Origin of the sequence: Kingella potus, from assembly GCF_900451175.1 — a bacterium.
Taxonomy (GTDB): Bacteria; Pseudomonadota; Gammaproteobacteria; order Burkholderiales; family Neisseriaceae; genus Neisseria; species Neisseria potus.
This window is the reverse complement of sequence record NZ_UGJJ01000001.1, coordinates 1,070,949-1,095,618: the sequence shown is the minus strand read 5'-3', so window position 1 is coordinate 1,095,618 and position 24,670 is coordinate 1,070,949. Positions and strand designations below refer to the sequence as shown.

The window sequence follows — 24,670 nt, the reverse complement described above, 5'->3', positions numbered from 1 at the left end:
GTTTTGCCGGGTCGGAATCCAAGCTGTGTTTTCTATAAAAACCGATTATTTTCTACGGAATAATCAAGCCTGTTTCCAAGCACTTTGAAGGAGTAAAACACAATGGGGCAATCCAACAGCCACAAATACACAATGCCGCACCTGAACGGCTTTACTGCCGCCGTGATTTTGGTGGTGCTGTTTTTGTTTGCAACAGTACTGGTATTTGGCAGCAACATCGGCAAAGTATTGGGCTTTTTGCTGCTGCCCCTGGTGTTGTATGGCTTTACGCGCTTTCGCGTGGTGCAGCCGAATACGGCTTTGGTGGGCACACGGTTCGGGCAATACGCAGGGATTTTGTCCCAATCGGGCTTTTTTTGGCTGCTTCCGTTTTACAACACGATCAGCGTGTCGCTCAAAACAGGCAACTACGTTACCGCCACGCTGAAAGTAAACGATGCCTCCGGCACGCCCATTGAAATTGCGGCGGCCATTGTGTACCACATCGACAACCCCGCTGCTGCGGTGCTGGATGTGGAAAACGCACACAACTTTTTGCAGGTGCAAAGCGAAGGCGCGCTGCGGGTATTGGCAACCCACCACCCTTATACCAACGATGGCGCGGCAGAGAGCCTGACGGGGCATTCGGATAGAATTTTGGAACAATTCCGCCGCATGGTGCAGGAAAGGGTGGAAATCGCAGGCATCAGCATTGATGAAACACGCTTTACACATTTGGCTTACGCACCCGAAATCGCCCAAGCCATGTTGCGCCGCCAACAGGCCGAAGCGGTTATTTTGGCGCGGCAAACGCTGGTACGCGGCGCGATTGGCATGGCGGCCGGCACGGTAGAAGAGTTGGAACGGCGCGGCATTGTCAATATGACCGAACCCGAAAAAGCCAGGCTCGTTACCAGCATGATGACGGTGCTGCTCTCCGAAGAAAACGCCTCGCCTGTGTTAAACGTGAGCGGAGATTGATGTCCGCACCTTTTCAGACGGACTTAGCCCGCTGCCAAGCCCGTGCGGCGGCTCGGCTTGCAAACCCGACACCAAGCAGATGGTTTAACGGTTTTGTTGGAGCAGGCTCCAAGCTGTGCCTGCTTAAACGCCGCCATTCCCGCGCAGGCGGAAATCTTGGCGGAAACATATCGGATGGCGGGATAAAATACCGCTGCCGAAAACCAAACAAAATTCCCGCCTGCGCGGGAATGACGGAAAACAGCTAGTCAAAAAAGCGGCGGGACGCATACAAACAACGTTTCAGACGGCATCAACGCTTGCCGAAAATTCAGACGGCCTGAACAAAAAACAGCAGGGTGTGTGCCAAACGGCACGCACGCGGCGGTTAAAATTTTCAGTAAAAATGAAAAACGCGTGCGTGGCTGTGCCACACACCCTACACACAGACTGCGCTTGCTGGAGATAGTAATGTTAATTAAGTATGTATATAGAAAGATTGATCAGATATGGGGTGGTCAGGATCTTGAGGATCTGATACTTCTTTTAATTATTTCAATAATTTCAATGTTGTTATCTTTTTATGCAATGAAAACGGAAGAAGTTATTCATCCGGAGGTAATTAAGGTTGTTGGGGTAACGAAACTCGAATCTACATATACGGGATCAAAGAAATCTGGAAGGAATTTATTTATCTACGTTGATAATATAAAATCTCCGCAATTTCAATCTAGTTGTCTGGGGCTTACGCACTTTTGTGAAGCCAACCAAGTTTCTAGATTCTCAAGTAATGTTAATGTTGAGTTTATTGCGTTAATTAAAAAAGATCCGCCTGATCCGCAAAGGGGGATTATTAGTAAAATAGTAATAGGGGATAATGTTATATTTCAAAATTCATATGAAAATATCAAATCTTCTTACCAGGGAAGAAAAAACGTATACTATTTTTGTTTGCTTATTTTTGTTGTTGCTACCTTTTATTTTTTTGTTTTTCTTATTCTTATCATTAAAATTAATAACCAAGCAAGTTGAGTTACCAAACCCACGAAACAGATGATTTATCCGCCGCTATTCCCACCTGCGCGGAAATAACGGATTTCGAGCCAATTCTTCCAAGAGTTGCAAAAGTCCAAACTTGAAAATGCCAACAGGCCGTCTGAAAAACTGTTTTCAGACGGCCTGTTGGCTGTGTTTTAAGACTGCGGAAACGCGGCGGCTTTATGCTCCGGCATCTTCATCTCCGCCTTCCGCTTCCGCTTCCGCAACGGCGGGTTTGCCCGCGCCGCGCACATTGTTGCTTTTCTCTTTGTGTTTGATCAGGGCGCGGTCGAGCTTGTCCATCATCACGTCGATTGCGGCATACATATTTTCGCTTTCAACGGCTTCGACATGCACGTTTTTGCCCGACAGGTGGGCATCGGCTTCGGCCTTGTGCTCGGGTTTGTCCAGCGAAAGGGTAACGGTTACGGAAATCAGGTTGCCCGCGTGGCGGCTGATGCGCTCGAGTTTGAGGGCGACGTGTTCCCTGACGGCTTCGGTTACATCAAAATTCAAACCGGTGATTTTCAGATTCATAGTTTTACTCCTTCGGTGGGTTGGCCGTCTGAAAACCGTTTTCAGACGGCATGAAAACTATATTTTGCGCTGATGGGCCGGCGGCAGGCCGAGGGCTTCGCGGTATTTGGCGACGGTGCGGCGGGCAATGTCTATGCCTTGCAGCTTGAGCAGGGCGGCAAGGGCTTCATCGGAATGCGGGGCGGCTTTGTCTTCGTTTTCGATCAGTTGGGCCAGCACGGCTTTGACGGCGGTTTGGCTGTTGCCTTCCTGCCCTTCGCCGCTGTTGACGGCTTGGGTGAAGAAATAGCGTAGCGGAAACAGGCCGCGCGGGCAAGCGAGGTATTTGTTGCCGGCGGCGCGGGAAACGGTGCTTTCGGCCAGCCCGAGGGCGGCGGCGGCATCTTTCATCAGCATGGGGGTCAGGCCGATTTCGCCGAAATCGAAAAAGTCTTCCTGTTTGGCGACAATGTATTCGGCCAGGCGGGAAACGGTGTTTTTGCGCAGTTCGAGGCTGTCGATTTTCTGGCGGGCTTCCTGGATTTTTTCGCGCCACACCTCGTCGATGCCGTCTTCTTTGAGTGCGTCGGCCAGCTCGGAGTTGAGGACGAGGCTGGGCCAGGCGTGTTCGTTGCCGGACACTTCCCAGCCGTGTTCGCCTTCGCGTACGAATACGTCGGGCTGGACAAAGGATGTGGGTTCGGCAGAGGCGAAGCCGTAGGCGGGATAGGGATTGAGGGTGGTGATGAGGTCGAGGGCGGCTTCGATGGTGTCGGAGGGATAGTCGGGCAGCTCTTTTTTGAATTTGGCGATGTTGCGCCTGCTGCTGCGGTTGAGTTCGTCGAGAAAGCGGTTGACGATTTTGCCGGCGCAGCGGCGTTCGGCGCTTGCCGGCAGGCGTTGGAGCTGGATGAGGAGGGATTCGCGCAGGTCGGCCGCGCCTACACCCGGGGGATCGAAACTTTGCAGCTTTTCCAGCGCGTCGTGCATATCGTCTTCGTCCAGCATCCATTCGAGCGGTGTGTGGTCGATGATTTCCTCCATGCTGTCGGTCAGGTAGCCCTGGTCGTCGAGGAAATCAATCAGGATGTGGATGCGGGCGGCTTCTTCGTCGCTGAGGGGGTGTTCGCAGACTTGGTTGTGCAGATAGCGGTTGAAATCTTCTTCTTCGGCGATGGTGGCCCATACGTCTTCGGCTTCGTCGCCGCCGATTTGGTTACGCGAGGACACGGCGGCGGAAAGACGGGCGGGTTCGAGTACGCCGTCGTCGGCAGGCTCGCGCCGCTCGAGCAGCGGGTTGTCCTGCAACCAGTCGTCCACTTCGCGTTCCAGCTCGATGCCGGACATCTGCAAAACGCGCAGCGACTGCTGCAAGCCCTGGTTTAGCTGCTGCGTTTGTTTGAGTTTGAGATGGAAGGATTGTCCGCTCATAATGTGTTTTTATGTTTTGAGTGTTTTTAATAGTTGAAGTTTTCGCCGAGATAAACGGCGCGTACCTGTTCGTTTCCAACAAGCTCTTCGGGGCGGCCGGTGGCCAGCACCGCTCCGTCGCTGATGATGAATGCCCGGTCGCAGATGCGCAGGGTTTCGCGTACGTTGTGGTCGGTAATCAGCACGCCGATGCCGCGCTCTTTCAGAAAACCGATGATTTTCTGGATGTCGATCACGGCAATCGGATCCACGCCGGCAAAGGGTTCGTCCAAAAGGATGAAGCGCGGCTGCATCGCCAGCACGCGGGCGATTTCGACACGCCGCCGCTCGCCGCCGGATAGCGCGGGAGCGGGACTGCGGCGCAGGTGGCCGATATTGAGGTCGGCAAGCAGGCGTTCGAGTTCCGCGTCGATGCGGCTTTTGTCTTTCATACCGATTTCGAGGATGGCGCGGATGTTCTGTTCCACGGTCATTTTGCGGAAAATCGAGGCTTCCTGCGGCAGGTAGCCCACGCCCAGCCGCGCCCGTTCGTGTATCGGCAGGTGGCGCAGCTCCCGCCCGTCAAGGGTAATGCTGCCCGCGTCGGCGGCAATCAGGCCGACTATCATATAAAAGCTGGTGGTTTTGCCTGCACCGTTCGGGCCGAGCAGGCCGACGACTTCGCCACTTTCGATGTCGAGGGAAAAATCTTTGACGACTTGTCTTTTTTTGAAGGATTTTTGCAGGTTCCGCGCAATCAGGCGGCTGGCGTTTGCTGGCATATTCGGTACGTTTTTTATCGATATGTCTTTATTGTACTGTGTTTTCAGGCCGTCTGAAAACCTGCGGCGGCTTTTCAGACGGCCTCGCCCAAATGGGCTATAATCATCCGCTCCTCCCGTTTTCAAGGATGTTGCAACATGAAACTGCTCGTTATCGGCGGCGGCGGCCGCGAACACGCGCTGGCATGGAAGCTGGCGCAGTCTCCCGAGGTAGAAACCGTTTTCGTCGCGCCCGGCAATGCGGGAACGGCCGTCGAACCCAAGCTGCGCAACCTGCCGCTATCGGCCCACACCGGGCTGATTGCGTTCTGCCGCGCCGAGAAAATCGCCTTCACGCTGGTCGGCCCCGAAGCACCGCTGGCGGCAGGCATTGTGGACGACTTCCGCGCCGCCGGCCTGCCGATATTCGGCCCGACCCGCGCCGCCGCACAGCTCGAAAGCTCGAAAGACTTCGCCAAAGCCTTTATGAAGCGGCACGGCATCCCCACCGCAGAATACCGCACCTTTGAAAACGCAGAAGAAGCCCATGCCTATATCAAAGAAAAAGGCGTACCCATCGTGATTAAGGCCGACGGGCTGGCCGCCGGCAAAGGCGTGATTGTCGCCATGAACGAAGACGAAGCCCACGCCGCAATTGACGATATGCTCGTGGGCAACAAAATGGGCGAAGCAGGCGCACGCGTGGTGGTTGAAGACTTTCTGCAAGGCGAAGAAGCCAGCTTTATCGTGATGTCCGACGGCGAAAACGTGTTGGCAATGGCCACCAGCCAAGACCACAAACGCCTGCTCGACGGCGATGCCGGCCCCAACACCGGCGGCATGGGCGCATACAGCCCCGCACCCGTGGTAACGCCCGCCGTCCATCAGCGCGTGATGGACGAAATCATTCTGCCCACCGTGCGCGGCATGAAGGCCGACGGCATTCCGTTTACCGGCTTTCTCTACGCCGGCCTGATGATAGACGAACACGGCGCACCCTTTACCATCGAGTTCAACTGCCGCTTCGGCGATCCCGAAACCCAGCCCGTGATGAGCCGTCTCGACAGCGACTTTGCCGCACTCGTGCAGGCAGCCATCGAAGGCCGTCTGAACGAAGCCGAAGCACAGTGGAATCCGCAAACCGCTGTCGGAGTCGTTCTCGCCGCTGCGGGCTACCCCGACAGCCCGCGCAAACGCGATATTATCGAAGGCATAGACGAAGCAAACGAAACCGCCAAAGTCTTCCACGCCGGCACCGCCCTCTCCGGCAGCGGCACCGTTACCAACGGCGGGCGCGTCCTCTGCGTCGTCGGCCTCGGCGACAGCGTGGAGCAGGCGCAGCAGAATGCCTACCGCGCCGTAGAAAAAATCCGCTTTGACGGAATGCAATACCGCAAAGACATCGCCGCCAAAGCACTCAACCGCTGAATGCGCCGAGAGGCCGTCTGAAAAGCCGCAACACAGCTTTCAGACGGCCTGCCAAAGCAAAACCACCCTTTTCAGACGGCCTCCGCAACATAAAAGGCCGTCTGAAACACACATAGGCAAACCGAAACATGAAATTCATCGACGAAGCAAAAATCGAAGTGGCCGCAGGGCGCGGCGGCAACGGCGCAACCAGTTTCCGCCGCGAAAAATTCGTACCGCGCGGCGGCCCCGACGGCGGCGACGGCGGACGCGGCGGCAGCGTTTACGCCGAAGCCGACGAAAACACCAACACCCTCGTCGAATACCGCTTCGTCAAACGCTATCAGGCCAAAAACGGCGAAAAAGGCCACGGCTCCGACCGCTACGGCGCAGGTGCAGACGACATCGTGCTCAAAATGCCCGTAGGCACGCTTATCCGCGACCTCGACACCAACGACGTTGTTGCCGACCTCACCCACCACGGCCAGCGCGTCTGTCTCGCCCGAGGCGGCAAAGGCGGCTTGGGCAACATCCACTTCAAATCCTCGGTCAACCGCGCCCCCAAGCAGTCCACACCCGGCGAAGAAGGCGAAGTCCGCTCGCTGATGCTCGAACTCAAAGTCCTGGCCGATGTCGGCCTCTTGGGTATGCCCAACGCCGGCAAATCCACCCTGATTGCCGCCGTATCCGCCGCGCGTCCCAAAATCGCCGACTACCCCTTTACCACGCTGCACCCCAATCTCGGCGTAGTACGCATCGACGAAAACCACAGCTTCGTGATGGCCGACATCCCCGGCCTGATTGAAGGTGCGGCCGAAGGCGCAGGCTTGGGACACCGCTTTCTCAAACATTTGTCGCGCACCGGCCTTTTGCTGCACGTGGTCGATCTCGCCCCCTTTGACGAAGAAACCGACCCCGCCGCCGAAGCCCTCGCCATCATCCACGAATTGCGCAAATACGATGAAGAGCTGTTCGACAAACCGCGCTGGCTGGTACTCAACAAACTCGACATGTTGAGCGAAGAAGAAGCCCAAACCCGCGCCGCCGCGTTTCTCAACGCCATCGGCTGGGACTACCCCGCGCCCGACGACCGTTTCGGTTTCGACATGGCCACCCCGCGCCTCTTCAAAATCAGCGCGTTAACCCACCAGGGCACGCAAAACCTGGTACACCAAATCGGCCAGTACCTCATCGAGAAAAAACGCCTCGCCGCCGAGGCCGAAGCGGCCGAAAAAGCGCAAGCCGCCATCGCCGCCGCGCAGCCGCAAACGGATACTTCGGTGTTGAAGGCTGAGTGAATGGCAAAGGCCGTCTGAAACGGCGGCCGCATTCAGACGGCCTTTGCCGAAACCAAAGAGAAAGCCATGCTTGCACAGATGGAACTCAATCCCGGCCATTTGGCGGCTGTGTTAAGGCCAAATCGCCGAGTTTTCAAGCAGACAGAGTGCCGCAAAATATTTGGGCGGGTTTGACAGGCTGTACGGCATTGCACCGACAATCCGCATATGGGCAAACCCTGCCTGATTCAAAACATCCGCAAGCCGTTTCCGATATGCGGCAAATATCGGATTTTCGACATACAAAACGATACATTATTGGTTTTACCCGTCAAATCAACGCGACAACTACACGATTAATACAAAACCCATGCTAAACCTCTACAACACCCTTACCCGCCAAAAAGAAGCCTTTTCCCCCATCGACCCCGAAAACGTACGCATGTATGTTTGCGGCATGACGGTTTACGACTACTGTCATCTCGGACATGCCCGCGTGATGGTGGTGTTCGACATGATTGCCCGCTGGCTGCGCGAGTGCGGCTATCCGCTCACCTATGTGCGCAACATCACCGACATCGACGACAAAATCATCGCCCGCGCCGCCGAAAACGGCGAAACCATAGGCGAACTCACCACCCGCTTCATTGCCGCCATGCACGAAGATGCCGACGCACTGGGCGTGTTGCGCCCCGATTTCGAACCCAAGGCCACCGAAAACATCGCCGGGATGATTGCGATGATTGAAAGCCTGATTGCACGCGGCAAAGCCTATCCGGCCGCCAACGGCGACGTATATTACGCCGTGCGCGAATTTGCCGCCTACGGCCAGCTTTCGGGCAAATCGCCGGATGATTTGCGCGCGGGCGAGCGCGTGGAAGTGGACGGCTTCAAACGCGATCCGCTCGATTTCGTGCTGTGGAAAGCCGCCAAAGCGGGCGAACCGGCGTGGAGCAGCCCGTGGGGGCAAGGCCGCCCCGGCTGGCATATCGAATGCTCGGCGATGAGCGGAAAACTGTTCGGCGACACCTTCGACATCCACGGCGGCGGCGCGGATTTGCAGTTTCCCCACCACGAAAACGAAATCGCCCAAAGCGTCGGCGCAAGCGGACACACCTGCGGCCACGGCCACGCGGAAACCCACCACGGCAAACCGGTTGCCAGCCATGTGAAATACTGGCTGCACAACGGCTTTATCCGTGTGGACGGCGAAAAAATGTCCAAATCGCTGGGCAACTTTTTCACCATCCGCGACGTGTTGAAACAATACGATCCCGAAGTCGTGCGCTTTTTCATCCTGCGCGCCCACTACCGCAGCCCGCTGAACTATTCCGACGCGCATCTTGACGACGCAAAAGGCGCACTCACCCGCCTTTATACCGCGCTGAAAAACACGCCGCCGGCCGGGTTTACCTTAAACGAAAACGCCAACGGCTACACCCGCCGCTTCTACGCTGCGATGAACGACGACTTCGGCACGGTCGAAGCCGTGGCCGTATTGTTCGAGCTGGCAGGCGAAGTGAACAAAACCCAATCCGCCGAACTGGCCGGCTGCCTCAAAGCCCTCGGCGGCATCATCGGCCTGCTGCAACGCGAACCGACCGGATTTTTGCAGGGCGGCACGGTTTCAGACGGCCTCACCAATGAAGAAGTCGAAGCACTCATCGCCCAACGCAAGCAAGCCCGTGCGGATAAAAACTGGGCGGAGTCCGACCGCATCCGCGACCTGCTCAACGAACACAAAATCATTTTGGAAGACGGCGCAGGCGGCACAAGCTGGCGGCGCGGCTAAGCCCGTACACCGACAGAGGCCGTCTGAAAACACAGGATATGTTTTCAGACGGCCTCTTCCTTGATGTATGGAACGCGTGCGTCGCCTGATGCGACACGCCCTACGCGGGATTGTTAAGCAGGGTATGAGATGCGGCCACGCTTGCGGTTTGGGATGTTGCAGCAACAGTTTGCACAACGGCTGGAAAACGGCAGAGGCCGTCTGAAAGCCGTTTTTTACGCTTTTCAGACGGCCTCTGCCGCATACCGCGCGGGCGGTCAAAACTCGACGGGTTCCTCTTCAGGTGCCGTTTTCTCCGGCCTGCGGCTGAATCCCGCCGCGTTGGTTTTTTGCAGATAGGCGTTCATCAGATAGCCCGTCAGGCCTTCGCGGGTTTTCACTTTTACCCAGCAGCCGTAGTGCGAGCGGATTTTGTGGCAGACATCGGTTTCGGCGATAACCTGCACCTCCGTGCCGTCCTGCAATTCGGTAACCACCACCGACTGCGTCGAAGGCGAGCCGCGCAGGTTTAATGCGCCGTAGCCCGATTCGCTGATCACCACCGCCTGATAGCGCGTCAGCTTCTCGATGCTTTTTTTCTTAGCCGCCTCCTGCTTGGCTTTTTCCGCTTCCCGCTTGGCCTGCTCTTCCTTCGCCAGCTTCTCTTCTTCCTCTTCAAACGCCCGCCGCAGCTCCATATCCTCCTGTGCGCGTCGGTAGATTTCGTCCTCGCGCTGCTGCTGTTTGACGGCCTGCTCTTCCTGCTTGGCCTTTTCGGCGCGTTCGGCCTCCTGCTTCTGCTGCTGCGCCAGCTGCTCTTTCAGCGCGGCCAGCTCCTTTTTCGTTTCGTCTTCGCCTTTCTGCAAAGGGCAGCCCGCCAGCAGCAGCAAGGCGGCGGCAAGGGAAATCAATGTGTTGTTTTTCATGGTTAACTCGCTTTTTAATGTGTTTGGATTGGTAAAGAGGCCGTCTGAAAACGGATACGCAGGCTTTTCAAACGGCCCCAAAGGGCTATCTTTTGCAAACGGTACCTCTGTCGCCGTATTCCAGCTTGCACACCAGCTTCGCATCCAGCACCCTCATATCGGGCACGCTGATTTCATGCTGCCAGCGGCGGGTGGGAAAATTGTTACCCTGAAAATCATTTTCCCGCTCGGGAGCGTGTTTGTCCGCTACCACCCTGATGCGGTTGCCGCCGATAACTTGTATGGATTGGATGAAGCGGTTGTTCAATGCCTTGGGCTGGTCTGCAACAGTTTGGTACGGACTAAATCCGTTCGCCTTGGGCATTTTGTCAAACAGGTCTGTGTCGGTAACGGTAAAGCGGCCGCCCGTCTGCACCACTCTGGCCAGACCGAAATAACTCGATCCCGAACCGCCCGAACATCTGGTTTCTCCGGTATCGGGATCTTTGTCATAACTGGGGGATTCCGTATACCACAGCACCAGATACACCGGCTGCGGCGATTCTGACTGCACCATGATTTTTTCAAATCCGGCATCGCAGGCTTGCCTTTTCGCCGCTTTCACCGCCGCCATTGCCGCCTGTTTTTTCTCCCCCACCGTCGGTGCTGCCTGCGCAGCGTTTGCCGCCATGAGCGCGGCGGCCGCCAGCACGGCGGCGCATTGTTTCAGATTCATTGTCTGCCTCCGTAAATGTAAATAAAAGCAAGGTATTTGCTAAGAAAACGAAAGCGGAATACTATCTGCGGCAAATTCCGTTTTCAATTTCAAAAAACGGTTTTTCCAACCGAATTCCGAACAACAGTCCCGCGCCGTGCAACAAGGAGGAAAAATGGCCGTCAACGACAAAATCCGCGCCCTGCGCGAGCTGAACAACTGGTCGCAGGAAGAGATGGCCGAGCGGATGAACATTTCCAAAAGCAGCTATTCGCGGCTGGAACGGGACGAAAGCAAACTGGATCTGGCCAAGCTGGAAAAGCTGGCGGCCATCTTCAAAATCGACGTGGCGGAACTGGTTACACGGGAAGACCGGGGCATGGTGCTGCTAATCGGGACAAACAGCGGCAACCACACCAACTACTCGCCAATGCGGAAAGCATGACGGCGGAAATCGAGAAGCTGAAGCTCTCCCTGCAACACGCGCAGGAAATGCTGGCCGCCAAAGATCAGCTGCTGGCGCAGAAAGACAGCGAAACCGCCGCCCTCAAAGCCCTGAACGCACTCCTGCAAAAGCAGGGCTGAACAATAAAGAGGCCGTCTGAAAACCTTTTCAGACGGCCTCGGCCCTGATGTATGGAACGCGTGCGCCGCCTGAGGAGACACACCCTGCGCAGGATTTGTGTAGGGTGTGTGGCGTAAGCCACGCACGCGTTCTTTGTTTTACAGGCAACCTTTCCGACCAATCCGTGAAGCCAAAAATCCGCTTGCTTCGCTGCGCGGCACACGCTACGCAGGATTCGGCAAGACAAACGGAAAAGGCCGTCTGAAAACTTTTTCAGACGGCCTTTTCCGTTTTCCACGCCGTTTTATAGCGGAACAAGATCAAAACTGCGGCCTTACCATACTGCCCGAACCCTCTGCGGCCTTGCATCTTTTTTATTTTGTCCTACCATATCCGCTTTTCACAACCAACAAGGAATCCCGCAATGACCGTCCGCACCCTTGCCGCCAACGCCCTGGGCCTCGCCGTCCTCGCCGCCCTTGCCGCCTGCGGCACCCCCGCCCGTCCCGACAGCCGCGCCATGCACAACATCGGCACCAAAGACCTCCTCGACCTGCAATCCTCCGCCAAAATCCGCCCCGCTGCCAACCGGGCCGTTTTGTATGCCGCCGCCCCCTCCATAGCATACGCTGCCGAAGCCCGCCTCCCGAATGCCGACACCGAACGCTACCAGAAACAGCCGGAAAACCCCGTCAAAGCCGTTGCCCAAGACCCCGTCTCCACCTTCTCCATTGACGTGGACACCGGCAGCTATGCCAACGTGCGCCGCTTTTTGAACAACGGCCGCCTGCCGCCCAAAGATGCCGTGCGCATCGAAGAAATCGTCAATTACTTCCCCTATTCCTACCCCCTGCCGCAAGACGGCCGCCCCTTCGCCGTCCACACCCAAGCCGTCGATTCCCCGTGGCAGAACGGAGCCAAACTCATCAAAATCGGCATTCAGGCGCAAGATTTGGCGAAAAAAGACCTGCCCCCCGCCAACCTTGTCTTCCTCGTCGATGTTTCCGGCAGCATGAACGCGCCCGACAAACTCCCCCTCGTCAAAAAAACCCTGCGCATCCTCACCAAGCAGCTCCGAGCGCAGGACAAAGTAAGCCTCATCACCTATGCCGCCGGCGAAAAAACCGTCCTGCCGCCCACCTCCGGCAAAGACAAAGACACCATCCTGCGCGCCGTCAACGCCCTTGAAGCCGGCGGCTCCACCTCGGGCGAACGCGCCATCCGCACAGCCTACGAACAGGCGGAAAAAGCCTATGTCAAAAACGGCATCAACCGCATCCTGCTGGCCACCGACGGCGATTTCAACGTCGGCATCAGCGACACCGAAGCCCTCAAATCCCTCGTGGCCGAAAAACGCAAAAGCGGCATTTCCCTCAGCACCTTCGGCTACGGCACCGGCAACTACAACGAAGCCATGATGGAACAAATCGCCGATGCGGGCGACGGCAACTACAGCTACATCGACACCGAAAAAGAAGCCCAAAAAGTCCTCGACCGCCAGCTCAGCTCCACCCTTGCCACCGTTGCCCAAGATGTCAAAATCCAAGTCGAATTCAACCCCGCCGCCGTCAAAGAATACCGCCTCGTCGGCTATACCAACCGCACCCTGCGCAACGAAGACTTCGCCAACGACAAAGTAGACGCAGGCGACATCGGCTCCGGCCACAGCGTAACCGCCCTTTACGAAATCATCCCGCAAGGCACAAAAGGCTGGCTGGCCGACTCACGCTACAACAAAACCCCCTCCCCCGCAGGCGGCAAAAACGAATACGCCTACGTCAAAATCCGCTACAAACTCCCCGGCCAAAGCCAAAGCAAGCTGATCGAGCAGCCCGTAGCCGCGCACAGCATCCCCCTGGCGCAGGCCGATGCCGACACCCGCCTCGCCCTGGCCGCCGCCTCCTACGCCCAACAGCTTCGCGGCGGCGAATACAACGGCAGCCTGGATTGGAACGCCATCGGCAAAATGGCCGCCGGCACCCGCGCCAAAGACCCCTACGGCCTGCTGGCAGAATTTGCCGAGCTGGTGGAAACCGCCAAAAGCCTCAGCACAAAACAGCCGGAAAAAAGCGGCAGGTAACAAAGAGAGGCCGTCTGAAAACAGATTCCGCTTTTCAGACGGCCTCTGACAACAATAGCGTGTGTCGCCCTGAGGCGACGCACGCGTTTTTTATTTCACAGGCAGCTTTCCGACCAATCCGCGAAACCGTCAATCCGCAAAGACCGCGTGCGTCGCTGATCGACACACCCTACACGGGATTCGGCGTGGAAAACGGAAAGGACGTTTGGAAACCGATAAATCCGCCGCAAACCCGCTCCCTACCCCGCAGGCGGGAGAGGGAGTTCAGGCCGTCTGAAAGCGCAGCTTCAACGAAGTTAAAACACGGATTCGGCTGCTCGCAATCCCGTTTGCCGTTTTCAGACGGCCTCTAAGGTAGGGTGTGTGGCTCTGCCACGCACGCGGTTGCGGAGATTTCACAGCCTTTTACTGCGGCGGGGGAGCGCGTGCGTCGCCTCGGGGCGACACACCCTACGCGGGATTCGGCAGGATAAACAGAAAAAGCCGTCTGAAAATTTGCAATCCGTTTTTTCAGACAACCTTTACCGTTCAGGCAGGGTGCGGCTCGGCCACGCACGCGGTCTTTGCCGCGTAACGGCAAGAGGCCGTCTGAAAACCTTAAAACAGGTTTTCAGACGGCCTCTCTTTTTTATCTTCCGTACGGCTTAACGCAGCTGCTGCTGGGCGGCGCGGACGGCGTTCTGGTCGGGATTGATCAGGATTTCGACGCGGCGGTTTTGCGCGCGGCCTTCGGCGGTGGCATTGCTGGCAACGGGCTGGCGCGAGCCGTGGCCGTAGATGGCCAGGCGGCTGCCGTTTACGCCCCTCGATTGCAGGTAGGAGGCGACGGACTGGGCGCGGCGTTGCGACAGGGGATCGTTAATCGCATCGGAGCCGGTGTTGTCGGTGTGGCCGTTGATGGTGAGGGTGGTGTCGGGGTATTGGGTCAGGGTTTGCGCGGCGGCGGCAAGGGCGTTTTGCGCATTGGTGCTGAGGGTGGCGCTGTTGGTGGGGAAGGTTACGTTTTCGGGCATGACGAGTTTGATTTGGTCGCCGCTGCGCTGTACGTCCACGCCGGTGTTGGCGAGGTTTTCACGCAGTTTTTTCTCTTGGTAGTCCATGTAGCCGCCGATGCCCGCGCCGATTGCGCCGCAGGCGAGGGCGGAGTTGCGCGCGCCTTTGCTGCCGTGGCTCAATGCGCCGATGATGCCGCAGGCTGCCGCGCCGCCGAGTCCGTACATGGCGGTTTTGCTGGCTTTCTGGGTGCCGTCGGCGTAGGTGATGCAGCCGCTGAGGGCAAGGGCGCAGGAGACGGCGGCGGCGGTGAGGGTGTTGGAACGTTTCATGGGTAATCCTTTCGCGGATGTGTTGGGAAAGCCGCAAAATATAGCGGACTCGGCGGCTTTGCGGAATGCCTTAACTTGATATTACGCCGCCTTTGCCGCTTAGCTGTTTTTTGTGCCGCCAGTAGATGCGCCAGCGCAGCCGGACATCGTAGCCGACCGATCCGATGCCGAATAGGAACAGCAGGGCGGAAACCGGCAGGGTGAAGTGGTAGCCGAGGCGGTGGTAGCCCCATGCGCCGACGAGGCCGCCGCAGGAAAAGGAGGCCAGCAGGGTAAGCAGCAGGCGCATTTTGGGCTTGTTGACGCTTACGTCGGGCAGGCGCGGGTTGTCGCTGCGGCGGTAGTAGAGGACTTTGGACAGCTCGATGCCCAGATCGGTTACGGTGCCGGTCATGTGGGTGGAGCGGATGACGCTGCCGGAGAGGACGGTCAGCACGGTGTTGTGCATTCCCATGATGAAACAGAGCAGCAGGACGGTGGGCGGAACGAGGATTTTTCCGTAGTGGGAAAGTGCCACGCCGAGGAGGCCGAACACCAGCAGGTAGAGGCTTTCGAGCCACATGGACAGGCCGTAGCCGCTGCGGAAACGGTGGCGTTTGGCCCACAGTATCGTCCAGTTGGAATGCGCCGCGCCGAGCAGGAAGGCGGTAACGACGGCAACGGGGACGAGTGCGCCTTCCCAGTCGCCGAGAAAGAGTGCGTCGGCCGCGCCCGACATCGCGCCGGTAACGTGCGAGGTGTAGCGTTGTACGGCAAAGAAGCCGCCGGCGTTGATGGCTCCGGCCAGAAAAGACATGATGTAGCCGAGGGCGCGGAAGCGGCCGTCGGTAATCCCGCAGTCGTGCAGATAGGGTTTGTCGGCCTGCCAGAACGGCCGGGCATGGGGCTTGTAGAGGCGGTAGACGTTTTTTTTCGGTTGCAGCGGCGGTTCCATGTCGGCACGGTCGGGGTGGTCGGAGAAAGGGCGATTGTATAGCGGAACAAAACAGAAAAGATACCGGCACGCAGGCTGCGCGGGCAATACGGACGGATTTTTCCGGTATGGGTTTTGATGCCCGGGAAAATCCGCCCCTTCGGGCGAAGGAGCGGCAAAACCGCAGTTTTTTGCCCGCCGTATCAGACAGGCGCGGGCAAAACAGACACAGAGGCCGTCTGAAAAAGTGTTTTCAGACGGCCTCTGCAGTGTTCGCAGCTTCAAGCGCGCGGCACTGTACCCGTGTCCCGCATCCATGCGTCGATGCCGCCCGTGAGGTTATAGAGCGGCGAAAAGCCCGCATCGGCAAGGAAAAGGGCGCAGTATTGGCTGCGGATGCCGTGGGCGCAATACACAACGATGGGGCAGCCGTCGGGCAGCTCGTTGTGCCGCGCCGCCAGTTCGCCCATCGGGATGCTGACGCTTCCCGGCAGGGCGCAGAGGGCGGTTTCTTCGGGTTCGCGCACGTCCAACAGCAGGGTGTCGGGCTGTTGCGCAAGCAGGTTTTCCAGCTCGTGCGCCGTGATGCGGATAATGTCGGTCATGTTTTTTCAGACGGCCTCTCAAAGCGGTATGCCGGGCATACTTGGGTATATTCGGGCGCAAACCCGTCGGTATGGGCGGATTTGCCGTGCTTTGCTCTGCACGGAATTGCACGCCGCCAAGGCCGCGCACCATGCGGGCTGTGTTTTCAGACGGCCTTTGCGGCCGTCTGAAAACGGCTTGGTTTTAAAAATCGAAGCCTTGAAACGGATCGGCGGTTTTGCCGTCGAGATAGGGAATCAGCGTGTCGAACAGGGTTTTTTCCGCAAATTTGCCGTCCCGCAGGGTGAGCAGGAGGGCGCGTTGTACGGGGTGTCCGCCGGCCACGGCAACAAGCCGCCCGCCTTCTTCGAGCTGCTGTTTGAGTATTTCGGGAATTTCTTTTACCGCGCCGCCGACATACACCGCGTCGAAAGGGGCGGCGGCGTTTTTGGTGGCGAGGCCGTCGCCTTGCGCGTAGGCGATGTTGTCGAAGCCCAGCCCGTCCAACACGGCTTTGGCGTGCGCCTGTTGTTCCGGGTCGATGTCTACGGTTACGACTTCGCCCGCGAGTTTGGCGAGAACGGCGGTGGCGTATCCCGATCCCGTGCCGATTTCCAGCACTTTGTCGGTTTTTTTCAGGGCAAGGCCCTGCACGAGGCGGGCGACGGTTTTCGGTTCGAGCATCACGCAGCCGTTGGGCAGCGGCAGGCTGATGTCGGCATAGGCGTAGCTTTTTTGGCTTTCGCCGACAAAGGCTTCGCGCGGGATTTCTTGCAGCGCGTCGAGGAGGTCGAAGTTGAGCACCTCCCACGGGCGGATTTGTTGTTCGACCATATTGAATCGTGCTTTGGCAAAGTCCATGTTTGTACTCCGGTGTGTTTTTTATAAGCGGGAAACGGCGCGGATTATAAAGGCTGTGCGGCGGTTTTTACAGAAAAGGCCGTCTGAAAACGGGGCGGACTGCGCCGCATCTGTTTTCAGACGGCCTTTTGCCGTGCCGCGCCGCGTTCAGACGGCCTGCGACAAAAGCCAGTGTTGCAGGCCGATAAGGGTTTTGCCGTCTTGGATTTCGTTGTTGCGCACGGCGGCGGCGGCTTCTTCGCGGGTGAGCAGCACGGTTTCGACAAATTCGTCCTGATCCGGCTGCAATGTGCTGGTTTTGCTGACATTGACCGCACGGTAGAGATACATTTTTTCATCGCAGAAACCCGGTGCGGTAAAGAAAGTGGCCACCAGCTCCGCGCCTTCGGCGGCATAGGGGGTTTCTTCCGACAGTTCGCGCAGGGCGCAGGCGGCCGGGTCTTCGCCTGCATCGAGTTTGCCTGCGGGCAGTTCGAGCAGGGGCTGCCCGAGGGCGTAACGCCATTGGCGCACGAAAACGATTCTGCCGTCGTCGGTTTCGGCGAGGATGCAGGCCGCACCGGGATGGCGGATGACGACGCGCTGTCCTTCGTTGCCGTTGGGCAGGCGCACTTTGTCGCGGGCGATGGTAACGAATGTGCCGTCGTAAATCGGCTCGCTGCTGATTTGGGTTTCGGTGAGGTTCATATCGCTTGTCCTGGTTTGCGTGGTGGAGGCCGTCTGAAAGTGCAGCTTCAACGAAGTTAAAACACGGCGGCGGCGCGCCTGCTCTGTATTTGCCGCTTCGGAGCGGCACACGCGGCCGCCGGAACGAAGCGGCAAATTCAGCGTTTTTTGCCGCCTGCCGTTTTACCGCCGCTGCGGCTTTTGCCTGCGGCGTTTTTGCGCTTTTCTGCGGCCGGTTTTGCGCCGTCTGCCGGGCTGTCTGCGGCGGGACGGGCCGTCTGCGGCGGGACGGCGGCTTTGCCCGACACCAATGTGATTTTGCCGTTTACCGTAGCCAGTACGCGGCCTGTCTTCGCTGCGGGCGGGACGGCGGCGGCCGTTTGCCCGGCCCGGGCTTTCGCGTCGGACGTTTTTTCAGACGGCCTTTGCGCTTCTGCGGCGGGCGGCGGGGCGGTTTTGGCTTTTTTGGTGCTGCTGCGCGGCGGCTTGGCTGCCGCTGTTTTTTGTTCTCCTAAGCCGCCCTCTGGAACAAGCCTGCTTTCCGGCTGCGGGGTGTCGGCTTTGGCGTTTGCTTTGCCGCGCGGGGAGGCGGTTTGGCTTTTGCCGTTTTTGCCGGCTGCGGCCCGGGCTTTTTCAGACGGCCTGTGCGGTGTGTTTTCCGTGCTGTGCGCGGCAGTTTTGCCTTTGCCTGCTTTTTTGTTGTTTTCAGACGACCTCTGCGGCTCTGCGGCGGCTTTGTTTTTGCCGCGTTTGGCTTCGCCGCCGCCGACCAGGGTCAGGTCGATTTTGCTGGTATCGAGGTCGGCGCGGGCGACGCGGACGGTTACTTGTCCGCCCATTTCAAAGCGGATGCCGCTGCGCTCGCCTTCGATACGCATGACTTCGGGGCGGTAGTGGAAATAGTCTTCGCCCAAATCGCTGATGTGTACCATGCCCTCGGTGTGGATGCCGTCGAGGGTAACGAAGAGGCCGAAGTTTGCCATGCCGGTGATGCGGCCTTCAAACACTTCGCCGACTTTGTCGCGCATATAGTAGGTTTTGAGCCAGCTTTCCACGTCGCGGCTGGCTTCGTCGGCACGGCGTTCGCAGGCGGAGGTGTGTACGCCGGCTTCGTTCCAAGAGGGCGGCGCATATTCGCCGCCTTCGAGTGCCGCACGGATGGCGCGGTGTACCATGAGGTCGGGATAGCGGCGGATGGGGGAAGTGAAGTGGACGTAGTGTTCGTAGGCCAGGCCGAAATGGCCTTCGTTGTGCGCTTCGTAAACGGCCTGCTGCATGGATCGCAACAGCATGGTTTGGATAAGGCTGCGGTCGGAACGGCCTGCAATTTGCTCGGACAGCCCGGCGTAGTCTTTCGGCGTGGGCTTGTCGCCACCGCCGAGCGAGAGGCCGAGCAGGCCGAGCTGTTCGCGCAGGGCGGCAAGTTTTTCGGGGGTGGGGCCGAGATGGTTGCGGAACAGGCCGTGCCGTTTGTGTTTCAGCAGAAAATCGGCGGCACAGACGTTGGCGGCAAGCATACATTCTTCGATGAGTTTGTGCGCGTCGTTGCGCTCCACGGGGATGATGCGCTCGATTTTGCCGTTATCGTCAAACAGCATCTGCGTTTCAATGGTTTCAAATTCCATCGCGCCGCGCTGGCGGCGTTTTTTGTGCAGTAATTGGAAGAGCTTGTATAAAGTTTCGATTTGCTCTTTGTGCGGATAGTCGCCGCCCGCTTCGATGTTTTGCCAGACCTGCTTGTAAGTGAGGCGGGCATGGGAACGCATCACGGCGGGGTAGAAGCGGTAGTCTTTGATGTTGCCGGCGTAGGTTACGGTCATGTCGCATACCATGCACAGGCGTTCGACATCGGGATTGAGCGAGCAGATGCCGTTGGAAAGGTTTTCCGGCAGCATGGGGATGACGCGGCGGGGAAAATAGACGCTGGTGGCGCGTTCGTATGCGTCCCGGTCTATGTCTCCGCCGGGACGGACATAGTGGCTGACATCGGCAATGGCGACAACGAGGCGGTAGTTGCGGCCCTGTTTTTCAGCGTATACCGCATCATCGAAATCGCGGGCGGTTTCGCCGTCTATCGTGATGAGCGGCAAAGTACGCAAATCTTCGCGCCCCTTGCGATCGGACGGGCGCACTTTGTCGGGGATTTTGGCCGCCGCTTTGGCGCAGGCTGCGGAAAATTCGTGCGGCAGGCGGTGCTTGCGTACGGCGATTTCGATTTCCATGCCGCTGTCCGCATAGTCGCCCAACACTTCCAACAGCCTGGCAACGGCGGGCTGGTGGTTGTGCGGGTAGCTTTCGATTTTAGCGGCAACCACCTGCCCGGACTGCGGCTTGAGCGCGGCTACGGAATCGGGTTCCAAGACAACGGACTGGCTCAGACGTTTGTCCTCCGGCTCCATAATCGCCACGCCGCGCTCGATATAGAAACGGCCGACCACTTCGCTTTGCGCCCTCTCGATAATGTCGAGCACCTGCCCTTCGCGGCGGCCGCGCCGGTCGATGCCTGCGGGACGTACGGTAATGATGTCGCCATGCATCAGATCGCGCATTTCGCGTTCGTACAGCACAAAATCGGCCTGCTTGGGCTGCTTGTCCAGCGGCACGGCAAAACCGAAGCCGTCTTTGTGCGCCTCGACGCGGCATTTCACCAGCTCCAGTTTCTGCGCCGCACACACCGCGCCGCGCCGGTTAATCAGAACCTGTCCGTCGCGCGCCATCGCTTTCAGACGGCGTTCGAAAAAAACAAATTCGTCTTCTTTGATGGAAAGCCGTTCCGCCAGTGCCGGCATACCCAGCGGCACGCCCTCCTTCTCGATAATTTCGATAATCCACTCCCTGCTGGGCAGGGGAAATTCGTAACGCTGCCGCTCCCTTGCAAGAAACGGGTCTTTTTCGCGCAGGTTTAAGGCGTTATCTTTTTTCTTGGTTTTTTTCATTGACATTCTTTCGGCGGAATATATAATGCGCTGCTTCGGTCGGGCGTTACTTTAACGCAAGACGGTTCTTAAAGCAAAGCCCGGGTGGCGGAATTGGTAGACGCGCCAGCTTCAGGTGCTGGTATCCTCACGGGTGTGGAAGTTCGAGTCTTCTCCCGGGCACCAACACTTTGCTTTAAGGAAAAATTTCAGATTGCCCAGGTGGCGGAATTGGTAGACGCGCCAGCTTCAGGTGCTGGTATCCTCACGGGTGTGGAAGTTCGAGTCTTCTCCTGGGCACCAAGATACAGAAACAGCCTCATTTTGATGGCTGTTTTTTTGTGTCCGCCGCTATCTGCCGCCTGCCCGCAACCGCCTTTCGGCGGTTGTTTTTTTATTCATATGTTTTTATTGCAACACAAATCAGGCACGCTATAAAGCAAACAGGCCGTCTGAAAACCCGGAAAACGGTTTTCAGACGGCCTGTTTCATACGGACAGTCAGTTCAGCGGCGGCAGCCCCATCAGCTCGTTGAGGAAGTTGGCAAAGGCGGGGTTGGCCGGTTTGTTCTGCATATGCGGCCAGCGGGCCTGCCAGCCTTTGAGGGTGTTGCCGATATACTGTTTGGACTGGCTGCTGGTGATTGCGCCGCGCTGGCTGTCTACAGCGGAGCGCAGGTAAACTTCGTAAACGCTGTCGTCCACGGGATTGCCGCCGACAAGGCGCAGGCGGAAGCGGTTGAGCTGCTGCGCGGCTTGGACTTTGGTAATCTTTCCCTGCCCTACCTGATCGCTGAGGCGGGTGGCTTCGTCGCGTATTCTGGCCACATCCCCCCAGTGGTTTGCAGCAAGACGGTAGGCACCTGTTTGGGGCTGGATGCGGGCGGGCGCGGGCCGTTTGCCCATTCCGGGAATCACGGTGGTTCCGCAACCGGCAAGTGCGGCGCAGGCAAGTAGGATGGGAAGATATTTTTTCATGGCGTTCTCGACTCTCTGTTGCAGAATATTTGCAGCGGGGCGGCGTGGTACCCGATTCCGGCTGCGCAGACCGTGCAAAATACCATATCGCGGCATGAATTTACAAGTTTTATCAAACAGACGCAGGCAGCCGGATGCATCCGGCTGCCTGCGCTTGGACGGGCTGCTTATGCCAGGTCGGCAAAGAGCGGGGTGGACAGATAGCGTTCGCCGTAAGAAGGAATCAACACAACGATGAGTTTGCCCCGGTTTTCTTCTTTGGCGGCAAGGCGCAACGCGCTCCAAATGGCCGCACCCGAGGAGATACCGACGAGGATGCCTTCTTTTTCGGCAGCGGCACGGGCGGTGGCGAATGCGTCTTCGCCGGTTACGCGGATGACTTCGTCGTAGATTTCTGTATTCAGAATGCTGGGAACAAAGCCTGCGCCCAAGCCCTGAATCGGGTGCGGGCCTTTTTCTCCGCCGCTCAACACGGGCGAGGCATCGGGCTCGACGGCAACAATCTTCACGCCGGGTTTGCGCGATTTGAGCACTTCGCCCACGCCGGTAACCGTACCGCCCGTGCCGACACCGGCCACGAAAATATCGATTTGGCCGTCGGTGTCGCGCCAGATTTCTTCGGCGGTGGTTTTGCGGTGTACTTCCACATTGGCAGGATTGTCGAACTGGCGGGGCATAAAGTAGGTGTCGGGGTTTTCTTCCACCAGTGCTTTGGCGCGGCCGATTGCGCCGTTCATGCCTTCGGCGGCGGGCGTAAGGATGAGCTCGGCACCAAAGGCGCGCAGCAGCATTTTGCGTTCTTTACTCATGCTTTCGGGCATAGTGATGACGAGCTTGTAACCGCGTGCGGCGCAAACCATCGCCAAGCCGATACCGGTGTTGCCGCTGGTGGCTTCGACGATGGTAGTGTTTTTGTTGATTTTTCCTTCTTTTTCAGCCGCTTCGATCATGGCTTCGGCAATGCGGTCTTTCACGCTGCTGCCCGGATTGAAAAATTCCAGCTTGGCGGCGACGCGGCCGGGCAGGCCTTCGGACAGGCGGGACAGTTCGACCAGCGGGGTGTTGCCGATGAGGTCGGTAATGCTTTTTGCGATATTCATAATGTTTCCTTGCGTTTGAAAAAGGCGGATGGGTCAATGGCCGCATGGTAAGAGAAGGCCGTCTGAAAACAAAATAATTTCTTGGCCCGGAACGGCAAACTAAAAGTTATAAGGTCAGGCGCGGGAAAATGACGGTGGCGATATAGGCCGCCTGCGCCACCAGAGCCAGCAGCAGGCCGGCCTGTATCCTGTGTATGGAAAACGCACTGCCCGGCTGTCCGTTGAATTTTCCATGCAGGGCGGAAACCGCCATCAGCAGTATCTGCATCGACAGCCAGTAGGCCGGATGCAGCAAAGAAAGTCCGCCCAGTGCCGGCAAAAGGCGCGGCGCAAGGCCGGTCGGCCATGCCTGCCACGCCAGAAACAACACCAAAGCGTGCGACAAGGCCATAGCCACGCACGAGGAAGCGAACAGTACGGGCAGCGGGCGGACAGCGGTTTCGCAATACGCGCCGCCTGCCGTGCTGCGGCCGTAAAGCAACAGAAACAGCAGGCAGGCAGGCGCAATGTAAACCTGCGGCATATAAAGGAAAAAAACGGAAAACGGCGATAAAAACCCCGGCAGCAGCCATGCGCCCGCAGAACCTGCCAGCAGCCAGCAAAACACCGCCGCCAACAGCCACGAATAACGGCGGCTCTGCACGACGGCGGCAAGAAACAAGGCCGTATAGGCGGCGGCACAGAACAGATCGGGACGGATGCTCATCGGCTGCTTTCTTGGTAGGACAGACTGCCTTCAAACACGGTTTGCGCCGGGCCGGTCATCAGCACGTCGCCGCCTTCCTGCCAGCGGATAAAGAGGCTGCCGCCCGGAAGCGACACTTCCACGGCTTCGCCCGCCGCCAAAAGACCGAGACGGATACCGTGTACCGCCGCCGCGCACGCGCCCGTACCGCAGGCCTGAGTTTCGCCCACGCCGCGCTCGAACACGCGCAATCGGATATGGTGCGGATCAATGACCTGCATAAAGCCGATATTGGCTTTTTCGGGAAACAGCGGGTGCGTCTCCAAAACCGCACCCAATTCGGCCACAGGTGCGGTGTCGGCATTTTCCACCGTCAGCACCGCATGGGGGTTGCCCATATTGACCAGCCCGGCGGACACGTTTGCGCCGCCGGCGGTAATTTCGTACTGCAAATCCGCACCGTCTGCATGCAGAAAGGGAATTTCAGACGGCCTGAAACGCGGCCTGCCCATGTTTACCGCAACCAAACCGCCCTCTTCTAGCCTCGGCACAATCATGCCGCGTGCGGTTTCCACCACGATTTCCCGCTTGTCGGTCAATCCCTTGTCGGACACGAAGCGGGCAAAGCAGCGCGCACCGTTGCCGCACTGCTCCACCTCGCCGCCGTCGGCGTTGAAAATACGGTAGCGGAAGTCGGCCTCGGGCGACGAAGGTTTTTCCACCAGCAAAAGCTGGTCAAAACCGATGCCGGTGTGGCGGTCGGCCCATGCCGCGATGGGCGCGGCAGCCGGGTCGAAAGGCTGAGAAATGCCGTCGATCACAACAAAATCGTTGCCCAAACCGTGCATTTTGGTAAATTTCAAAACGGCCATAACGGAATATTCCCGAAACACGCCGCGCAGGCTGCGGGCGGATTGCGATAATGCTTATTAAAGTAAAAACCCGGCGAGTTTAGCACAAAAGGCCGTCTGAAAATATTTTCAGACGGCCTCAAAACCTGGTGCGGCGGCTTATTTTCCTGCGGCTTCCGCTTTTTTCAGCAGATCGAAAAGCTGGTCTTTCAGAGCCAGTTTTTTGATTTTCAACGCATCAATCTCGTCCTGCGCGGAAACGCTGGATACGGGGTCGTTTTCCAGGCCGGAGATTTTGTCGTCCAGCTCGTTGTGCTCGTCAAAAACACGGGCAAAATGGGTGTCTTCCTGTTTCAGTTTGGAAATCAGATCGCGGTATTCGGGAAACATAATTCGTCCTCTTTATCG

At 57.9% G+C, this 24,670-nt stretch carries 25 protein-coding genes and 2 tRNA genes; 10 read left to right on the top strand and 17 right to left on the bottom strand.

Going from position 1 to position 24,670, the window contains the following annotated elements:
- Positions 1-102: 102 nt before the first annotated feature.
- Both DYE40_RS04990 and DYE40_RS04985 read left to right on the top strand, forming a co-directional pair.
- The gene (locus DYE40_RS04990; protein ID WP_115307999.1) at positions 103-960 is read left to right on the top strand and encodes an SPFH domain-containing protein; all 858 of its coding nucleotides are present in this window, start codon (positions 103-105) and stop codon (positions 958-960) included.
- A 342-nt stretch (positions 961-1,302) separates the two neighbouring features.
- Entirely contained in the window at positions 1,303-1,971 is a 669-nt protein-coding gene (locus DYE40_RS04985; RefSeq protein ID WP_147286586.1) for a hypothetical protein, read from the top strand.
- A 186-nt stretch (positions 1,972-2,157) separates the two neighbouring features.
- Here the strand turns inward: DYE40_RS04985 and hpf are convergent, their stop codons facing one another.
- Genes hpf through lptB form a run of 3 tightly spaced genes read right to left on the bottom strand, consistent with a single transcriptional unit; the run spans position 2,158 to position 4,685 of the window.
- Positions 2,158-2,514, bottom strand: coding sequence for a ribosome hibernation-promoting factor, HPF/YfiA family (gene hpf / locus DYE40_RS04980; protein WP_115307997.1), 357 nt, complete (start codon positions 2,512-2,514; stop codon positions 2,158-2,160).
- 57 nt (positions 2,515-2,571) lie between these two features.
- Positions 2,572-3,924 (bottom strand): RNA polymerase factor sigma-54, encoded by a 1,353-nt coding sequence (gene rpoN / locus DYE40_RS04975; protein WP_115307996.1) that lies wholly within the window; start codon positions 3,922-3,924, stop codon positions 2,572-2,574.
- 26 nt (positions 3,925-3,950) lie between these two features.
- Entirely contained in the window at positions 3,951-4,685 is a 735-nt protein-coding gene (gene lptB, locus DYE40_RS04970; RefSeq protein ID WP_115307995.1) for an LPS export ABC transporter ATP-binding protein, read from the bottom strand.
- 138 nt (positions 4,686-4,823) lie between these two features.
- On the opposite strand from lptB, the gene purD reads away from it, so the two are divergent.
- From purD to cysS, 3 genes are all read left to right on the top strand, one after another.
- On the top strand, positions 4,824-6,092 hold the full coding sequence (gene purD, locus DYE40_RS04965) for a phosphoribosylamine--glycine ligase (protein ID WP_115307994.1): 1,269 nt from the start codon (positions 4,824-4,826) through the stop codon (positions 6,090-6,092).
- A gap of 128 nt (positions 6,093-6,220) precedes the next feature.
- The gene (gene obgE / locus DYE40_RS04960; RefSeq protein WP_115307993.1) at positions 6,221-7,369 is read left to right on the top strand and encodes a GTPase ObgE; all 1,149 of its coding nucleotides are present in this window, start codon (positions 6,221-6,223) and stop codon (positions 7,367-7,369) included.
- Positions 7,370-7,718: 349 nt separating this feature from the next.
- Positions 7,719-9,140: a cysteine--tRNA ligase gene (gene cysS, locus DYE40_RS04955; RefSeq protein ID WP_115307992.1), complete on the top strand. Its 1,422-nt coding sequence runs from the start codon at positions 7,719-7,721 to the stop codon at positions 9,138-9,140.
- A gap of 257 nt (positions 9,141-9,397) precedes the next feature.
- Here cysS and DYE40_RS04950 read toward each other — a convergent pair whose 3' ends face one another.
- Positions 9,398-10,045 (bottom strand): SH3 domain-containing protein, encoded by a 648-nt coding sequence (locus DYE40_RS04950; RefSeq protein ID WP_172461213.1) that lies wholly within the window; start codon positions 10,043-10,045, stop codon positions 9,398-9,400.
- Between the two features lie 85 nt (positions 10,046-10,130).
- Positions 10,131-10,760: a hypothetical protein gene (locus tag DYE40_RS04945; protein WP_115307990.1), complete on the bottom strand. Its 630-nt coding sequence runs from the start codon at positions 10,758-10,760 to the stop codon at positions 10,131-10,133.
- Positions 10,761-10,914: 154 nt separating this feature from the next.
- On the opposite strand from DYE40_RS04945, the gene DYE40_RS04940 reads away from it, so the two are divergent.
- From DYE40_RS04940 to DYE40_RS04935, 3 genes are all read left to right on the top strand, one after another.
- On the top strand, positions 10,915-11,184 hold the full coding sequence (locus DYE40_RS04940; RefSeq protein WP_244732140.1) for a helix-turn-helix domain-containing protein: 270 nt from the start codon (positions 10,915-10,917) through the stop codon (positions 11,182-11,184).
- Complete coding sequence (locus DYE40_RS12910) at positions 11,181-11,324, top strand: hypothetical protein (protein WP_244732138.1); 144 nt, start codon at positions 11,181-11,183, stop codon at positions 11,322-11,324. The genes DYE40_RS04940 and DYE40_RS12910 overlap by 4 nt, the downstream gene beginning before the upstream one ends.
- A gap of 404 nt (positions 11,325-11,728) precedes the next feature.
- On the top strand, positions 11,729-13,384 hold the full coding sequence (locus tag DYE40_RS04935) for a vWA domain-containing protein (RefSeq protein WP_244732136.1): 1,656 nt from the start codon (positions 11,729-11,731) through the stop codon (positions 13,382-13,384).
- Between the two features lie 264 nt (positions 13,385-13,648).
- Here DYE40_RS04935 and DYE40_RS13100 read toward each other — a convergent pair whose 3' ends face one another.
- The 7 genes from DYE40_RS13100 to rnr all read right to left on the bottom strand — a co-directional run bounded on the left by DYE40_RS13100 (position 13,649) and on the right by rnr (position 20,670).
- Positions 13,649-13,783, bottom strand: coding sequence for a hypothetical protein (locus DYE40_RS13100; RefSeq protein ID WP_281270648.1), 135 nt, complete (start codon positions 13,781-13,783; stop codon positions 13,649-13,651).
- Positions 13,784-14,028: 245 nt separating this feature from the next.
- Positions 14,029-14,709 (bottom strand): YiaD family glycine zipper/OmpA-like lipoprotein, encoded by a 681-nt coding sequence (locus DYE40_RS04930; protein ID WP_115307989.1) that lies wholly within the window; start codon positions 14,707-14,709, stop codon positions 14,029-14,031.
- A 70-nt stretch (positions 14,710-14,779) separates the two neighbouring features.
- Positions 14,780-15,643 carry a YoaK family protein gene (locus DYE40_RS04925; RefSeq protein ID WP_115307988.1) on the bottom strand — a complete coding sequence of 288 codons (864 nt, stop codon included), beginning with the start codon at positions 15,641-15,643 and terminating at the stop codon, positions 14,780-14,782.
- Between the two features lie 260 nt (positions 15,644-15,903).
- Positions 15,904-16,227, bottom strand: a complete 324-nt coding sequence (locus DYE40_RS04920; protein ID WP_115307987.1) for a rhodanese-like domain-containing protein — start codon at positions 16,225-16,227, stop codon at positions 15,904-15,906.
- A 184-nt stretch (positions 16,228-16,411) separates the two neighbouring features.
- Positions 16,412-17,068 carry a protein-L-isoaspartate O-methyltransferase family protein gene (locus tag DYE40_RS04915; RefSeq protein WP_115307986.1) on the bottom strand — a complete coding sequence of 219 codons (657 nt, stop codon included), beginning with the start codon at positions 17,066-17,068 and terminating at the stop codon, positions 16,412-16,414.
- Between the two features lie 147 nt (positions 17,069-17,215).
- A complete protein-coding gene (locus tag DYE40_RS04910; protein ID WP_115307985.1) occupies positions 17,216-17,755 on the bottom strand; it encodes an NUDIX hydrolase in 540 nt (179 codons plus the stop codon).
- A 137-nt stretch (positions 17,756-17,892) separates the two neighbouring features.
- Positions 17,893-20,670 (bottom strand): ribonuclease R, encoded by a 2,778-nt coding sequence (gene rnr, locus DYE40_RS04905; protein ID WP_115307984.1) that lies wholly within the window; start codon positions 20,668-20,670, stop codon positions 17,893-17,895.
- Between the two features lie 78 nt (positions 20,671-20,748).
- Here rnr and DYE40_RS04900 point away from each other — a divergent pair.
- Together DYE40_RS04900 and DYE40_RS04895 are read left to right on the top strand one after the other, a co-directional pair.
- Positions 20,749-20,835, top strand: a tRNA-Leu gene (locus tag DYE40_RS04900).
- 30 nt (positions 20,836-20,865) lie between these two features.
- Positions 20,866-20,952 (top strand) — tRNA-Leu (locus DYE40_RS04895).
- A gap of 197 nt (positions 20,953-21,149) precedes the next feature.
- Here the strand turns inward: DYE40_RS04895 and DYE40_RS04890 are convergent.
- The 5 genes from DYE40_RS04890 to DYE40_RS04870 form a co-directional block, all read right to left on the bottom strand.
- On the bottom strand, positions 21,150-21,626 hold the full coding sequence (locus tag DYE40_RS04890; protein WP_115307983.1) for a prokaryotic membrane lipolipid attachment site family protein: 477 nt from the start codon (positions 21,624-21,626) through the stop codon (positions 21,150-21,152).
- Between the two features lie 167 nt (positions 21,627-21,793).
- Complete coding sequence (gene cysK, locus DYE40_RS04885) at positions 21,794-22,726, bottom strand: cysteine synthase A (RefSeq protein ID WP_115307982.1); 933 nt, start codon at positions 22,724-22,726, stop codon at positions 21,794-21,796.
- 106 nt (positions 22,727-22,832) lie between these two features.
- Positions 22,833-23,432 carry a hypothetical protein gene (locus DYE40_RS04880; RefSeq protein ID WP_115307981.1) on the bottom strand — a complete coding sequence of 200 codons (600 nt, stop codon included), beginning with the start codon at positions 23,430-23,432 and terminating at the stop codon, positions 22,833-22,835.
- The gene (gene dapF, locus DYE40_RS04875; RefSeq protein WP_115307980.1) at positions 23,429-24,283 is read right to left on the bottom strand and encodes a diaminopimelate epimerase; all 855 of its coding nucleotides are present in this window, start codon (positions 24,281-24,283) and stop codon (positions 23,429-23,431) included. Before dapF ends, DYE40_RS04880 begins: the two co-directional genes overlap by 4 nt.
- 138 nt (positions 24,284-24,421) lie before the next feature.
- The gene (locus tag DYE40_RS04870; protein WP_115307979.1) at positions 24,422-24,652 is read right to left on the bottom strand and encodes an HP1242/YdcH family protein; all 231 of its coding nucleotides are present in this window, start codon (positions 24,650-24,652) and stop codon (positions 24,422-24,424) included.
- Positions 24,653-24,670: the final 18 nt, after the last annotated feature.

Excerpts from the sequence above, each read along its gene's own strand:
- DYE40_RS04990 (WP_115307999.1), top strand. The coding sequence starts at position 103 with ATGGGGCAATCCAACAGCCACAAATACACAATGCCGCACCTGAACGGC.
- hpf (WP_115307997.1), bottom strand. The coding sequence starts at position 2,514 with ATGAATCTGAAAATCACCGGTTTGAATTTTGATGTAACCGAAGCCGTC.
- rpoN (WP_115307996.1), bottom strand. The coding sequence starts at position 3,924 with ATGAGCGGACAATCCTTCCATCTCAAACTCAAACAAACGCAGCAGCTA.
- lptB (WP_115307995.1), bottom strand. The coding sequence starts at position 4,685 with ATGCCAGCAAACGCCAGCCGCCTGATTGCGCGGAACCTGCAAAAATCC.
- purD (WP_115307994.1), top strand. The coding sequence starts at position 4,824 with ATGAAACTGCTCGTTATCGGCGGCGGCGGCCGCGAACACGCGCTGGCA.
- obgE (WP_115307993.1), top strand. The coding sequence starts at position 6,221 with ATGAAATTCATCGACGAAGCAAAAATCGAAGTGGCCGCAGGGCGCGGC.
- cysS (WP_115307992.1), top strand. The coding sequence starts at position 7,719 with ATGCTAAACCTCTACAACACCCTTACCCGCCAAAAAGAAGCCTTTTCC.
- DYE40_RS04950 (WP_172461213.1), bottom strand. The coding sequence starts at position 10,045 with ATGAAAAACAACACATTGATTTCCCTTGCCGCCGCCTTGCTGCTGCTG.
- DYE40_RS04945 (WP_115307990.1), bottom strand. The coding sequence starts at position 10,760 with ATGAATCTGAAACAATGCGCCGCCGTGCTGGCGGCCGCCGCGCTCATG.
- DYE40_RS04940 (WP_244732140.1), top strand. The coding sequence starts at position 10,915 with ATGGCCGTCAACGACAAAATCCGCGCCCTGCGCGAGCTGAACAACTGG.
- DYE40_RS12910 (WP_244732138.1), top strand. The coding sequence starts at position 11,181 with ATGACGGCGGAAATCGAGAAGCTGAAGCTCTCCCTGCAACACGCGCAG.
- DYE40_RS04935 (WP_244732136.1), top strand. The coding sequence starts at position 11,729 with ATGACCGTCCGCACCCTTGCCGCCAACGCCCTGGGCCTCGCCGTCCTC.
- DYE40_RS04930 (WP_115307989.1), bottom strand. The coding sequence starts at position 14,709 with ATGAAACGTTCCAACACCCTCACCGCCGCCGCCGTCTCCTGCGCCCTT.
- DYE40_RS04925 (WP_115307988.1), bottom strand. The coding sequence starts at position 15,643 with ATGGAACCGCCGCTGCAACCGAAAAAAAACGTCTACCGCCTCTACAAG.
- DYE40_RS04920 (WP_115307987.1), bottom strand. The coding sequence starts at position 16,227 with ATGACCGACATTATCCGCATCACGGCGCACGAGCTGGAAAACCTGCTT.
- DYE40_RS04915 (WP_115307986.1), bottom strand. The coding sequence starts at position 17,068 with ATGGACTTTGCCAAAGCACGATTCAATATGGTCGAACAACAAATCCGC.
- DYE40_RS04910 (WP_115307985.1), bottom strand. The coding sequence starts at position 17,755 with ATGAACCTCACCGAAACCCAAATCAGCAGCGAGCCGATTTACGACGGC.
- rnr (WP_115307984.1), bottom strand. The coding sequence starts at position 20,670 with ATGAAAAAAACCAAGAAAAAAGATAACGCCTTAAACCTGCGCGAAAAA.
- DYE40_RS04890 (WP_115307983.1), bottom strand. The coding sequence starts at position 21,626 with ATGAAAAAATATCTTCCCATCCTACTTGCCTGCGCCGCACTTGCCGGT.
- cysK (WP_115307982.1), bottom strand. The coding sequence starts at position 22,726 with ATGAATATCGCAAAAAGCATTACCGACCTCATCGGCAACACCCCGCTG.
- DYE40_RS04880 (WP_115307981.1), bottom strand. The coding sequence starts at position 23,432 with ATGAGCATCCGTCCCGATCTGTTCTGTGCCGCCGCCTATACGGCCTTG.
- dapF (WP_115307980.1), bottom strand. The coding sequence starts at position 24,283 with ATGGCCGTTTTGAAATTTACCAAAATGCACGGTTTGGGCAACGATTTT.
- DYE40_RS04870 (WP_115307979.1), bottom strand. The coding sequence starts at position 24,652 with ATGTTTCCCGAATACCGCGATCTGATTTCCAAACTGAAACAGGAAGAC.